General features: G+C 60.8%; 9 protein-coding genes. All 9 read right to left on the reverse strand.

Features of this window, described 5'->3' with window-relative positions; translation table 11 throughout:
* Positions 1–2: 2 nt before the first annotated feature.
* Entirely contained in the window at positions 3–776 is a 774-nt protein-coding gene (locus tag BZK31_RS15485) for an HpcH/HpaI aldolase family protein (RefSeq protein ID WP_167377986.1), read from the reverse strand.
* A complete protein-coding gene (locus BZK31_RS15490) occupies positions 776–2,668 on the reverse strand; it encodes an IucA/IucC family protein (RefSeq protein ID WP_083183854.1) in 1,893 nt (630 codons plus the stop codon). The genes BZK31_RS15485 and BZK31_RS15490 overlap by 1 nt, the downstream gene beginning before the upstream one ends.
* A 21-nt stretch (positions 2,669–2,689) precedes the next feature.
* Entirely contained in the window at positions 2,690–4,102 is a 1,413-nt protein-coding gene (locus tag BZK31_RS15495; RefSeq protein ID WP_083183838.1) for a DHA2 family efflux MFS transporter permease subunit, read from the reverse strand.
* Positions 4,099–5,316 (reverse strand): type III PLP-dependent enzyme, encoded by a 1,218-nt coding sequence (locus BZK31_RS15500; protein ID WP_083183839.1) that lies wholly within the window; start codon positions 5,314–5,316, stop codon positions 4,099–4,101. The genes BZK31_RS15495 and BZK31_RS15500 overlap by 4 nt, the downstream gene beginning before the upstream one ends.
* Positions 5,309–7,111 carry an IucA/IucC family protein gene (locus tag BZK31_RS15505; protein WP_083183840.1) on the reverse strand — a complete coding sequence of 601 codons (1,803 nt, stop codon included), beginning with the start codon at positions 7,109–7,111 and terminating at the stop codon, positions 5,309–5,311. Before BZK31_RS15505 ends, BZK31_RS15500 begins: the two co-directional genes overlap by 8 nt.
* Before the next feature lie 218 nt (positions 7,112–7,329).
* The gene (locus tag BZK31_RS15510) at positions 7,330–8,706 is read right to left on the reverse strand and encodes a diaminobutyrate--2-oxoglutarate transaminase (protein ID WP_083183841.1); all 1,377 of its coding nucleotides are present in this window, start codon (positions 8,704–8,706) and stop codon (positions 7,330–7,332) included.
* 348 nt (positions 8,707–9,054) lie between these two features.
* The gene (locus BZK31_RS15515) at positions 9,055–11,457 is read right to left on the reverse strand and encodes a TonB-dependent receptor (protein ID WP_083183842.1); all 2,403 of its coding nucleotides are present in this window, start codon (positions 11,455–11,457) and stop codon (positions 9,055–9,057) included.
* A gap of 69 nt (positions 11,458–11,526) precedes the next feature.
* On the reverse strand, positions 11,527–12,492 hold the full coding sequence (locus BZK31_RS15520; RefSeq protein WP_083183843.1) for a FecR domain-containing protein: 966 nt from the start codon (positions 12,490–12,492) through the stop codon (positions 11,527–11,529).
* Positions 12,489–12,998 (reverse strand): sigma-70 family RNA polymerase sigma factor, encoded by a 510-nt coding sequence (locus BZK31_RS15525; protein WP_083183844.1) that lies wholly within the window; start codon positions 12,996–12,998, stop codon positions 12,489–12,491. The genes BZK31_RS15520 and BZK31_RS15525 overlap by 4 nt, the downstream gene beginning before the upstream one ends.
* Positions 12,999–13,098: the final 100 nt, after the last annotated feature.

The following is a 13,098-nucleotide window of genomic DNA, read 5'->3' on the forward strand; positions in this document are numbered from 1 at the left end:
GGTCAGTTTCCTTCTACAGAATGTTGAGTCAGGCGGGCCTGAAGCGCACGGAAAGCAATCCCGCGCTCGTCCCCCAGAACAAAGGCGTTAACACTGCGAGCCTGCCAGCGGGCGGCGTCGCCGGGCTGACGAGGAATCGCGCAATACGGAACACCGGCGGCCTTTGCGGCTTGCCACGCGTCGAACAAGCCCTGCTGCACGGCGGGCTGTTCGATCTGCCAGGGTGTGCCCAACGACTGCGACAGGTCGGCCGCGCCTTCCAGAATCATGTCCAGCCCCGGCACTGCGGCAATCTCGGCAGCCCGGCGTACGCCTTCGGCGCTCTCGATCATGGCCACCACCATGATCTGTTGGTTGGCCGCTTCCACGTACTGCGCCAGGCTGTGTTTGCCGAACGAGCCAGGACGACCCGCGTTGAGGCTGCGATGCCCCAGCGGGTGGTACTTGCAGGCGGCGATGGCGTCGGCCAGCTGTTCGGGGCTTTCGATCATTGGCAAAACGATGCCCTGAGCACCGCCATCAAGCAGGCGCAGCAGAGTTTTCGGGTTCAGATCGGCGACCCGTACCAATGGCGTCAGGTTGTAGCTCTCGGCGACGCGGATCATGTTTTCCACGGTTTCCGGGTTGATCAGCACGTGCTCCATGTCGATGATCACGAAGTCGAAACCGGCTTCGGCGATCAATTCTATGGCGACAGGTGCCGGAATCGAGCTGATCAGGCCGTACACCGGCTGACCGCTACCGAGCCTGCTTTTGAGGGTATTGGTCCTGAGCATCATTGCGGCCTGTAAACGTGCAACGGGTTGGGCACTGACCTGAAGCGACGTTCACCATCGCCCAGCAGGCGGCGCTTGGTCAGCTCTTCCACTTCGTAGGTCGGCGCAAACACATCGAACAGTGCATAACGGTTACGGTGCTGCGGATGCGCTTGCTGGTAGGCAAGGATGACCTCGGCGGTCATCTGCCAGAACATTGCCTCCTCCAGCTCGTAGTGCTGGCGCAGGAAAATGGCCATCTCGGCCAGGCAGATAAAGAAGAAGCAGTCGCAGGAGAAGTCGCGCACCGCATCGACATCGTCGGTGATGATGAACGAGTTGCGATTGAGCCTTGCGTGGCTGGCAGGCAGCGGTACCAGTTCCGGACACAGCTCTGGGCGCGCCAGATGGGCCGGCGAGTAGCGCACGCCGTCATGGAAGTCTTTGAGCGCAATCCGCTGCGGCCAGCCATCCTTGACGATCAGCACAATATTCTGACCGTGGGATTCCATGCCGATGCCTTCGGCGTAGAGCATGTGAATGATCGGTGGCACTGTGACCTGCAACAATTGCCGGGTCCACTTTTTCAGTCCGTACTGACGGACCCAGGCGTCAATGAATGGAGACTGCTTGCCCGTGCCATAGCGGTTTTCCACATGGCTCAGCCCATTGAACGGCACCGCCTGCTCGTCGGCTCTGAGGTACTGATGCAAACTTTCGCGCCAGATCGCGCCCAACGTGCCGTAGGTTTGCGCCGAGCGCGATTCCGGCAGATGACGGTAGTCGAAGCTGACACCGGCCACCTCACCAAGGATCACGAAATCCAGCTCGCGAGCGGTGCTGTCGGTGCCAATCAGGTGTTGCAGCCAGTCGGCGATGATCGGCCCGTTCAGTACCGTATGCCGGGCCAGAATCCGCGTACTCGAAGTGTTGGTCATGCTCATAGACAGCTTGACGTAAGGCTTCTTCGGGTCGCTGACGTTGGCAAGCGTGCGGATCGACTGCTGAGCCTGGTACACATCGGCTGACGTGCCCAGGTAAATCAGCTCGCCGCTGGCCAGTTCCGGGAAGAAGGTCGACACCGTGAGGTTGTCCCATTGCCATGGGTGCACGGGCATCAACTGGTAGTCGTCGATGGATTTGCCCTGCGCGGCCAGCTTCTGCTCGAATGTCTGCCAGCGCTGCTCGCCCAGTTCCTCACGGACGAACGCCGGAAAATCCATGCTGCGAACGTGGCCGACCGATGCATGGGGCCGGGCAACCGCCAGCCAGACCACGGCAATGGGCGACGCGAATTCAGGCCCGTAGCGAACGTTGTCAGCCAGCGAAAAGCCGATTCGCGACTTGTAGCACGGGTGATAACTGTGGGCGTCCATGAAGTGCTGTTCCAGCGCATCGACATCCAGCTGATGCGCGGGTTTTGCTGGCTGATAGCCCTGGTTACGGGCTTGCAGGTCCTTGAGCTGGGTCTGCTCGATTTCCTGAATGAAACGCGCCAGGTGTGGACTGTCCTTGAACGGGCTGAGCAGCTCGGCCAAGGCCAGATGCAGGTCCGGCACACTGCGCCTGCCATTCTTGTCGACGCGCTCCAGGCTGGCGTGATCCAGCCGGATCAGTTCGAAACTGGCACTGAGCAGACCGTTACAGCGGTACTCCACCGGACTCTGCTCGGCATCCTGCAAGGCAACCACGAACATGTGTCGCTGCTCGTTCAGTGACACGCAGGTGTAGGGCAACGCAGCCTCGTAGAGCAGCGTCTGCAACAACTGGCCAATGACACGGCGCTGGACCTTTTCATAGATCCCCGCGTCAATGCCCGCCAGCCACGCGCCGGTGACTTGGGTCGGTGCGACTTTCTGACTCGGCGACGACGACATCAGTGGTGACGGATTCAGCGGTAAAGGGGTTGCCATGTTCATACCTCGAACGAAAAATTATCGGGTTTCCACGGCGTCGGGCTGGGCCTCGGCGCGCGTGTCGTTAAGGGGGAAGCGCCAGGCACAGGGCAGTGCCAGCAGAATGAGTACGCCGGTGGCGATGAAGACTTCGCTGATCGCCGACGGCGTGGCGGCCGGCCCACCCGAGTTCAGGCGAAATTCCAGCCAGAGCGAGGCGATGACGATGCCCAGCGACGCGACAAGACGCCGGGAAATGTTGTTCATCGCGGCACCTTGCGTGACCATCGGCTCGGGCAAAACGTTGAGGCCGGCCGTGGTGACAGGCATGTAAGACAGACCCAGACCGGCACCACGAATCATCATCAGGACGAACACCACGCCAATGGCCGCGTCGGCCTTGAGCAGGCCCAGCGCGAGGGTCGAAAAACCGGTCAACAGCAGACCGATGGCGACCACCGTGCGTGGACCGTGGCGGTCCAGCGCCCTGCCGCCCCACTGGCCGAACAGGCTGGCAAACGCTGCGGTGCACAACAGTGACAGCCCGGTCCAGATCGGGTTGTAGCCCAGCACGGTCTGGACCAGCAAAGGCAGCAGCACCAGACACTCGAACATGCCGACCGATTGCACCACAGCGATGATCACGCTCATCCGGTAACCGCGCAGGTTGAACAAACGCAGGTTCAACAACGGCGCCTCGCGACGCAATTCAACGTGCACGAAAGCGATCAGGCAGACCACGGCCACCAGCACCATCATCTGATTGAACGGATCCCGCAGCGCTTCGGCATGGTGCATGCGACTGATGGCAATCATCAGCAGCCCGATGCCGCCGGCAATCAGCAGGTAGCCCACCAGATCGAACGGCTTGCGTTCAGGCGGCTCGGAGGCTGGCAGCACGCCGATACCCAGCAGTAGAGCCAGCAGGCCGATGGGCACATTCATCAGAAACAGCGAGCGCCAGCTGAACCACTCCAGCAGCAAGCTGCCGCACAACGGACCCAGTGCCGGGGCCAGCATCACGGCCGCGCTCCAGAGCCCGGTCACCCTGCCCCGTTCATGCTTTTCGTAAACCGCAAAGATGATTGCCAGCGACAGCGGAATCATCAGGCCGCTGGCCACGCCCTGCACCACCCGCGCCGCGATCACCCATGCAATCGAGTCGGCCAGCGCGCCCAGCAGCGAACCTCCGATGAACAGTGCCACACCCCACAGATACAGGCGCTTGCGCCCGACCCTCTGGCTGAGAAAACCGGTCAGCGGCATGGTCATGCCCATACTGGTCATGAACGCGGCGACGATCCAGGTGGCCATCATCGGGCCGATCCGGAACGCCTCCATGAACGTGGGCAGCGCCGGGTTGAGCGAGCTGTTGCTCAGGCTCACGGTTAGCGTGCCGAGCAGTACGTTGATCACCACCCAACTGCGTGGGACGTTGAAGCCGGGCTTCACCGATCGCCCTCCGTAACCCGTTCACCGCCGCGCACGAAGTGCTGCGCCGGGCGCGGATGGCAGAGGAAATCCACATGGGAAATGTTGAAGCCGTAAGCGCCCGCCAGCGGCAGCACCAGAATATCGCCAATGCCGACCCCCTTGAACGGATGCCTGCGACTGAGCACATCCTTGGGCGTGCACAACTGACCGACCACGGTGCAGGCCCGCTCTTCTGACTCGGCAGTCTGCGGTATGCCTGGCAGGTGAATCACCGGATGATCGTGACTCTGGGCAACCGGCAGCCGGAATTGATGGGTACCGCCCCGACAGACCAGAAAGTGCTCGCCGTGACTGGTCTTGATGTCCAGCACCTCAATCGCGTAGTAGCCACAGTAGGCGCTGATGAAACGACCCGGTTCGAAGCGCAGCACCGGTGCATCGGCCTGCTCGCCCAGGCGTTTTTCCAGATAACGGCAAAAACGCTGCCAGTCGAAACGTTGTCCGGTGAGGTAATCCACACCAATGCCACCCCCGACATTGAAGTGAGTGACCTGATCGGGATGGCAGGTCAGCGCCTTCCACTGTGGCCAGCGTTGCAGGTAGAAATCGATCAGTTGCTCGTGACGTTCGACCGACAACTGGTGCGACATGGCGTGCACATGAAAGCCCTTAAGCGTCAGGTGGCTGGCACTGTCGACGCGCTGCACGGCTTCGGCGAGATCCGCTTCGTCGATGCCGAACGGCGTGGCGGTGCCGGCCATCGCCAGTTTGCTCGACTGCTGCGGCGGCAGTTGTGGATTGATCCGGATGAACACCGGCTGCACGCGCCCGACCTCGCTCGCCAGGTATTGCAGGCGTTCGATTTCGTTGAGGCTCTCGACATGCAACGCTTCAACCTTGTTGAGCAAGGCCCAGCGCAGGTCGGAGTCCAGCTTGCCAGGACCGGAGAACACGTAAGGCTTGCGTATCGGGCAGGCCATCACCCGCTCGATCTCGCCTCCCGAGGAGATTTCAAAACCGCTGACCAGCGGAGCCAGCGTCGCCAGCACCGGCGCTTCGCTGTTGGCCTTGATCGCGTAATACAGCTCTACGCCTGAGGGCAATGCGGCCATCACGTCGCTGACATGCCGTTCGAGGGCGTCCAGGTCATAGATGAACGCTGCAAGCGGATCGGTTTCAAGGGCGCGCGCCTCGTCAATCGCGACACGTACTGCGTCCGGCAACTTATGCATAACGCGCCTCCTTGGCATAACGTGCGTCCTCACCCCAGGGTGATGCGAGTCGCACATAGTTGGCCTCGCGATCGGCCTTGGCCGCCAGACGCACCTTGAGGTTGGTCTTGCAGGCAATCGAATCGCCGGCGATGAGCGCATCCAGTTCCGGTGCCGGGCGCACCAGTTCTTCGCGGATGCAGCGCAATTGGCGTTCGACCCGCTGCCACATCAGCGGCGCAAGGTGCGCGCGATCCCAGCTCAGGGCCAGCACAGCTTCGGACAGGTTATTGATCAGCAGGCAGTAAGTGATGCGGCTCCAGCCCTGCTCGCGGCTGTACTGCAGCGACTGGCGGATGCGCGGGTGCAGACCCGCCTCGATATTCTTGATGCCCAGTTCGTCGGTCAGTTTGACGCCTTCGAAATCGCGCAACAGCAATTGCCGAGGCTGGCCGTTATCGTGGATCAACACGGCATTCTGCAGGTGCGGCTCCATGACTATGCCGTGGTTGAAGAACAGCGCCATGACCGGCCGCAGCAGCAGCGCCTGGTAAGCGTCGAACCACAGGAGCAGGTCGTCATCGGTAAGCGCAGCACCTTTGAAGCTCTGCAGAAAATCGTGCACCAGCGGCCGGGAACGCAGGTCGCGGGCAAACAGAGTGCCGGCCATCACGCTGCGGTCGGCACCGGCACGACGACAGAAGTTCTCACGCAGAATCGCCCCGGTCTGTTCACGAAACCAGTGCGCATCGGTTTCACTGGTTCCTTTCGGTGCCCAGCTCATGGAGCCCGGTTCGGCGACAGCGGACAATCCGCCGAGGGTTTCCGGCCGGGTCTGCTGCAGGCGCTGGAACAACTCATCGATGATCAGCGTGCTTTCCAGCTCGTACCAGGCGTTCTTGCGCACGCAGTTGGTGATACGTACGTTCAGCGAACCCTTGATGAAATAGTCGTGGTCTTCGATGTACCAGGTGCGCATGGAAGCCGTCGGGCTGGCCAGCGGTCCGCTGGTGCCAAGGTCGGTGAGTTCGCCCAGCTCCAGCAAGCGTTGCACACGACGGTCCTGCATGAACAACTCGGCCTGCACCGGATGCATGCAAATCAGCGCATGGCCTGGACGCGCCCGGGTCTGATCGACAAACCCGGCCATGACCTGGCTTTCGCTCAAGCCGTTGGCGGTAATGCGTAGCCCTTCCACCGGTACTTCGAACAGGTGTAGCGCGGTCCTGGCCTGAAATTCGGGGGCATAGGTTTCCTGCGCCAGGTGCTTGGGCCACAGGCGCGCCTTGGGTGCCGGATGATTGGGATGTCCGAACCACAGACCTTGCTCGCTGGCCAGATAACCGCTCAACGGCTGCGGGTGCTCGCCAGTCATGTTATGCGCCACGATCGCAGCGGTGAGCTGCTGGCTCTGCATCACTTGATCCAGTAGTTCATCGTTGCTGGCCCGGGTCATGTACTCGCAGGCGCTCAGCAACTGCTTGACGAAATCAGCAAATGCCGGGCATTGCCAGACCCCCTGCCCACGCCGTGCATACACATCGGACAGGTAACGATGGCTGCCCAGACCGTCGCGACGGTCGACCAACACGAAGAACTGTTGTTGATTGGGCAGGCTGATGGTCAGCGGAATGCCTTTCCATTGGCCGCCATCGACAAAGCTGCCGGGCGCAATGCCCTGCATACCGAGTGGCCAGGTGTAACGAAGGCAGTCCTGCGGCAGTGCAAATTCCTTTATCAGGCAATTGAGTAACGCGCGTGTCGTCGCCAGCTCGCTCACCATGTTAGATAAAACGGTGCGATCGGTATTGGTCATGTCTGCTCCACAGTCGCTTTACGCTTACTGTTTAAGTGACGTTGCAACACGGCGGTGAATATTCACCTGCTGCAATAACAACGTGGGGACTTTAATGAAGCATCAGGCAGCAACACGCCACCCGACAGGACTCCAGAAACAAGTACACCCTGTGTGCTGATTGAAAGTTTGCGGCATGACAATGCCTGTTCATTACAGGCTGTCAGTGCACGTTGCAGTTAATAGCGCAACTGGGAAATTGCGGCCTTGATTGCATCGTCGAAACGCTGGATTACCAACGTGCATTGCTCATCGGTGATGATCAACGGTGGCAATAACCGGATGACATTACCATTGCGTCCACCCCGTTCAAGCAGCAGGCCATGTTTGAAGCACTGTTGTTGAATGACCAGCGCAAGTTCCGGGTCCATGGGGAAACTGCCGATACGGTCGGCGGGTTTGCGCTCGTCGACGATCTCGATGCCCAGCATCAGACCGCGCCCGCGCACCTGACCCATCGCCGGGTAACGCTGTTGCAGAAGGGTCAGTTGATCCTTGAGCCACTGGCCGCGCTTGTCGGCCTGGTAGGCAAGGTTCTGACGTTGCAGCACTTCGAGGGTCGCAAGACCGGTGGCCATCGCCATCTGGTTGCCGCGGAAGGTGCCGGAATGATTGCCCGGTGCCCAGGCGTCGAACTCGCGCTTGATGCCCAGTACCGCCAGCGGCAGGCCACCGCCGACGGCCTTGGACATGACGATGATGTCCGGCTCGATCCCGGCGTGCTCGAAAGCGAACAGCTTGCCAGTGCGCCCGAAACCGGCCTGTACTTCATCGAGAATCAGCAGAATGCCGTGCTTGCGGGTCACCTCGCGAATCTGCCGCAGCCAGCTGTCAGGCGCGGGATTGACCCCGCCCTCGCCTTGCACTGCTTCCAGAATAACCGCCGCAGGCAACGACACACCGCTCTCGACATCTTCGATGAACTGGGTGAAGTAGTAACTCAGCGCCTCGGTTCCGGCGTCGCCACCAATGCCCAGCGGGCAACGGTATTGGTGGGGATACGGCAGGAACTGCACGCCCGGCATCAGACCGCCGACCGCATTTTTTGGCCCGGTGTTGCCGGTCAGCGCCAGCGCGCCGTGCGTCATGCCGTGGTAGGCACCGGAAAAGCTGATGATGTTCTGGCGACCGGTGGCAGTCTTGGCCAGCTTGAGCGCGGCTTCCACCGCATCCGCTCCGGACGGCCCACAGAACTGCAGGCAGTAATCGCGGCCTTGACCGGGCAGCAGGCTGAGCAGCATTTCACTGAATGCATCCTTGACCGGCGTGGTCAGGTCCAGGGTATGCATGGGCATTCCCGAAGTCAGGAAGCTGTCCAGGCTGGCCATGATTGCTTCATGGTTGTGCCCCAGCGCAAGCGTTCCGGCACCCGCCAGACAGTCCAGGTAAGTGGTGCCTTCAACGTCCGTGACCCAAAGCCCATGTGCCTTCGCTATCGCCAATGGCAACTTGCGCGGATAACTTCGCACATTGGATTCAAACTTGGCCTGACGAGCCAGATAGTTGGCATTGGTTTTCTGCGACGTAGTAGAGTGCAATAAGCCATCATTCAACATCTGTTAACCCTCGCTAAGTTCGGGATGAAAACTATTCTCATTTCCAGGAAAGTGCAAGTGTGTGACGAGAATTAATCTTGAATTTAACAGTGTGGCGCTCCGCATCGGATACTTGATTATTACGCGCGCACTTAAACGCCGATCAACATGTCGGTTATTATCAAAATGCCACTTTCCCGCGACTTGATATTCGAGACGAATCACGCCGGTATGACCGGCGCACACGCCCGCAGTTATATAAAACCTTTTAACGATTGACGTACATGGCGTTCTCTCTCCCGCAGAGTCGGTCCGCAGTGGATTCTGAAGCGCCGGAGCCCGTCCCTGGGCTGCGCGTTATGAGCGCCGTCAGAAACCGATGGTGGCTGAAAGCAGGTAAGTTCTCGGGGTAGCAAGTGTCAGGCCGGGCTCGCTGTCATCCGACGCGCCTGCCGAACTCCAGTAGCGCTTGTCCATGACGTTCTCGACGTTGGCCCGCAGCGTGACCGTCTTCTGATCGACCTTGAAGGCGTACCGTGCACCGACGTCAAAACGCTCCGAAGAATCGATTTCCTTGCTGTTGGCCTGATCCAGATACTGGGAGCTGGTGTATATGCCCCGCCCGGTCAGCGTCAGACCCTGAACGGTCGGCACGTCCCATTCAGCCCCGACGTTGACGTTGTATTTGGGTGTGGCCGGCGCGCTGTTGCCGTCGAACGCGCCGCCGGTGGTGTTGGTCAGCTCACTGTCGATGTACATCACACCACCCAGCAGACGAAAGCCCTTGAGCGGTTCGCCGAACATGGTCAGCTCGACACCATTGTTTTCACGCTTACCGTTGGGGCCAAACACTCGCGACGTTGCGTTGGTTTCATAGGCTGGCTGCTTGATGCGGAATGCGCTGGCGGTGAAGGCGAACGATCCCAGGTCATACTTGGCACCGACCTCGACCTGACGACTGATGAAGGGCGGGAATATCTCGTCTTCGTTGATCGAGGTCGACGGCGCGATCTTGCCCTGGCTCAGACCTTCCATGTAGTTGGCGTACACCGACAGCTCATCGGTCACCTTGTAAAGGATGCCGCCGGAAGGTGAGACTTTTTCTTCATCGTAAGACGTGTCGCCTTTGACGTTGTCGGTCCAGTCGTCGACCTGGACGCGCTGCCAGCGGGCTCCTAGCGTCAACAGCAGACGGTCATCGAAGAAACCCAGTGTGTCGGACAGCGCCAGGCCGCTGAAACGGTTTTCGGTGTAGACCTCGGCATCTCTGCGTGTCGGATTGGCCGGTGTCGGGGTGTCGACGGGATTGAACAGGTTGCTCGGCGCGGCGGCGTAGCGGGCTCCGCCGTTTTCGAAGTCCATGTAGAAATAGCTGGCGGCCAGGTTAACCTCATGGCTCACCGGACCGGTCTTGAACCAGTTGCGTACACCGGCCGTGGCGGTGCGCACGTTTTCGTCACGGGTGAAATCGCGGGGCTGCACACTGAAGTCGCCTGCGTTATTGGTGATCGATACCGCGTGGCGCAGGAAGTCATGGTCGCTTTTGCGCGCGCCCACGCCGCCGTACAGCATCACCGAATCGTTGACGTCGTACTCGGCGTTGACGGTGCCGAAGGTGTCTTCGGTGCGCGCCTTGCTCCAGGCCTGCGCGTAGTTGTCACGCACGTCGTTGGCATTGGGCACCTTGGCGTTGGGGCCAATCTGCACGCGCTCCTGCGGCGCATCGGTGTTGCGCTCGGTGTGTCCGATATCGGTCGAAAGTCGCAGACGCTCGCCGCGAAAGTCCAGGCCCAGCACGGCCATTTCCCGATCTACGCTCTGGTGGTCCCAGGTGGTGTCGCCGGACTGCTTGACGCCGTTGAAGCGGATACCGAACTTGTCTTCATCGCCGAACCGGCGGCCGATGTCCACCGCGCCGCCGACCTGGCTGTCGGAGGCGTAGCTGCCGGTAAATTCAGTGATCGGCTTGTCGGTCGCGCGCTTGGGGACCACATTGATGCCGCCACCGACGCTGCCACGCGGCGAGATGCCATTGACCAACTGGCTCGGGCCTTTAAGGATGTCTACCCGCTCGGCCATTTCCATGTCGATCGTATACGTCGGCAACACGCCGTACAGGCCGTTGTAGGAGACGTCACTGTTGAACAGGCTCAAGCCGCGAATCGTGAACTGCTCGTAACGTCCGCCTGCCGGGTTGGTTGCACGTACCGAAGGGTCGCTGGCGATCAGGTCACCCAGTGTGCGGGCCTGCTGGTTCTTGACCGCTTCCTGGGTGTAGGTGGTCATGCTGAACGGCGTGTCCATGAAGTCACGCGAGCCGAGCAGACCTTGCGAACCACGACGTGCCACTTGACCTCCGGCGTAGGACTCGCCGTCCGTTGTGCCTCCAGCGCCCAGAATCGAGGTTGGTGCCAATTCCAGGCTGCCGCTGCTCGGGGCCGGAACCAGCGTGTACGCCTGTTCGCCCACCGGCATCAGTTGCAGACCGGACCCTTGCAGCAGTCGTGCGAAGCCCTCCTCGACGGCAAAGTCCCCAGAAAGCCCGGCGCTGTTGCGGCCGTTCACCAACGCCGGGTCTACCGACAGGTTGACGCCCGCCAGACCGGCGAAGCGCGTCAGCGCGGCACCCAGGCTGCCAGCCGGTACTTCGTAGGCGCGCCGACCCGCACTCTCGGCCCAACTGGTCGAAACGAACAGCGGGCTGGAACTGAGCGTCAGCAGGAGGCTGAATTTCAACAACGGACGTAAACGATAAGGAGACACTGCGGACATGTAGGGAAGCTCTCGTAATTTTTGTTCACTAACTGGAATGACCAGTGAGGCAAAAAAAAGGGACAGGCTTCACGCACTATTTTTTACGGAAAGATTTTTGCGCGGCACCAGCGTGACCCAATAGCGGGTTCGCATGTGGACGTCCACCGGCAGACTGGCCGCCAGCAACGAGAGAATCCGGTCGGTATTGTCGAGCCGAAAACTGCCGGTTACCCGCAGTGTTTCCAGCTCGGGTTCCCAACGCAGCAAGCCCGGCCGGTACCGACCGAGTTCGCGCAGGAAATTGCCCAGCGTCTGGTTCTGCGCGGTCAGCACGTCGTCGCGCCAGCCAGGCAGCATGGCATCGAAAGCACCGACCTGACCTGCTCCGTCGCGCCGCAGGCTGACCTGTTGGCGCGCATGCAGGTCCATGAGCGGACCTTGCAGCGGCTGCAACTGCACCGTGCCGCTGACCACCGAGACCTGGCAATCCTGCTCGTTGAGGCGGACACAGACTTCGCTGCGGCTGACGACGATGCGCCCGTAAGGACTGTCGATGGTCAGCGACGCACTGCCGGGCACACTGAGGGCAATCTCGCCACGGACCAGCGTGACTCGACGGGCGTTCAGGTCGACATTCACTGCACTGTCGGTGTTGAGTTGCAAGGTACTGCCGTCGACCAGCGACATGCGCTTGTGCTCACCGATGGAGGTTTGCAGGTCGGCGCGCCATACATCCAGCGGCAACTGGCGACCAAGCAGCCACGCGGCTGGCACCAGTGTGGCGACGCCCAGTGCGCGCTTGAGTGCGGCGCGGCGTGCCTTGTCGGGACGATCCAGGGTGGCCATCGCCAGATTGGCAGGCAGACCAAAAAAGCGTTGGCGCAGCTGTTGCGCCTTTTGCCAGGCACGCTCATGACTGCTGGCGCTGTCACGCCAGTGCTGGAGTTTGACATGGTCTTCGTCGCTCGCCCCGCCGGACTCCAGCAGTGCCAGCCATTGCGCGGCCCTGCGTGCGACTTCGCGTTCCTCGCTGGAAGGTGCCGGACGAATCACCAGTCCACCAGCAGGCAGTGCTCGTAAGCCTGCGCCATGTAACGTTTGATGGTGCGCTCGGAAACCTGCAGGCGCTCGGCGATTTCGCGGTAACCCAGGCCTTCGAGCTGGCTTAATAGAAATGCGCGACGAACCACCGCGGACAAACCGTCGAGCAGTTCATCCAGCGCTTGCAGGGTTTCCAGCAACAGCCAGCGCTGTTCGGGAGAAGGAACGCTGTCTTCGGGCAACTGCGCCAAGGCTTCGAGATAAGCCTGCTCGAGGCTGCGGCGCGTGTAGAAGTTGCTCAGCAGGCGTTTGCCCACCGTCAGCAGATAGGCGCGAGGCTCGTGCATGTCGGCGATCTGCTGCGAGCTGGACAGCACACGCAGAAACGTATCCTGGCTCAGATCCGCAGCATCCCAGGCATTGCCCATGCGCCGCCGCAACCAGCTTTCGAGCCAGCCATGGTGATCGCGGTACAGGGAATGTAAGGAGTGGTCCGTTGACGTCGCTGCTTCGATCATGTCGAGAGGCCTTGCGCTATGGATGTGTCAAATGAGACTCATTCTAATTAGTGTTATATCCCGAGTCCACGCTCTTTTTCCATAAATGCCCAGCCGCAGG

The organism is Pseudomonas floridensis, from assembly GCF_002087235.1.
GTDB lineage: Bacteria > Pseudomonadota > Gammaproteobacteria > Pseudomonadales > Pseudomonadaceae > Aquipseudomonas > Aquipseudomonas floridensis.

What these genes read in the sequence shown, in the direction of transcription:
- BZK31_RS15505 (WP_083183840.1), bottom strand. Translation starts at nt 7,111, where the DNA reads ATGACCAATACCGATCGCACCGTTTTATCTAACATGGTGAGCGAGCTG.
- BZK31_RS15500 (WP_083183839.1), bottom strand. Translation starts at nt 5,316, where the DNA reads ATGCATAAGTTGCCGGACGCAGTACGTGTCGCGATTGACGAGGCGCGC.
- BZK31_RS15525 (WP_083183844.1), bottom strand. Translation starts at nt 12,998, where the DNA reads ATGATCGAAGCAGCGACGTCAACGGACCACTCCTTACATTCCCTGTAC.
- BZK31_RS15515 (WP_083183842.1), bottom strand. Translation starts at nt 11,457, where the DNA reads ATGTCCGCAGTGTCTCCTTATCGTTTACGTCCGTTGTTGAAATTCAGC.
- BZK31_RS15510 (WP_083183841.1), bottom strand. Translation starts at nt 8,706, where the DNA reads ATGTTGAATGATGGCTTATTGCACTCTACTACGTCGCAGAAAACCAAT.
- BZK31_RS15485 (WP_167377986.1), bottom strand. Translation starts at nt 776, where the DNA reads ATGCTCAGGACCAATACCCTCAAAAGCAGGCTCGGTAGCGGTCAGCCG.
- BZK31_RS15490 (WP_083183854.1), bottom strand. Translation starts at nt 2,668, where the DNA reads ATGGCAACCCCTTTACCGCTGAATCCGTCACCACTGATGTCGTCGTCG.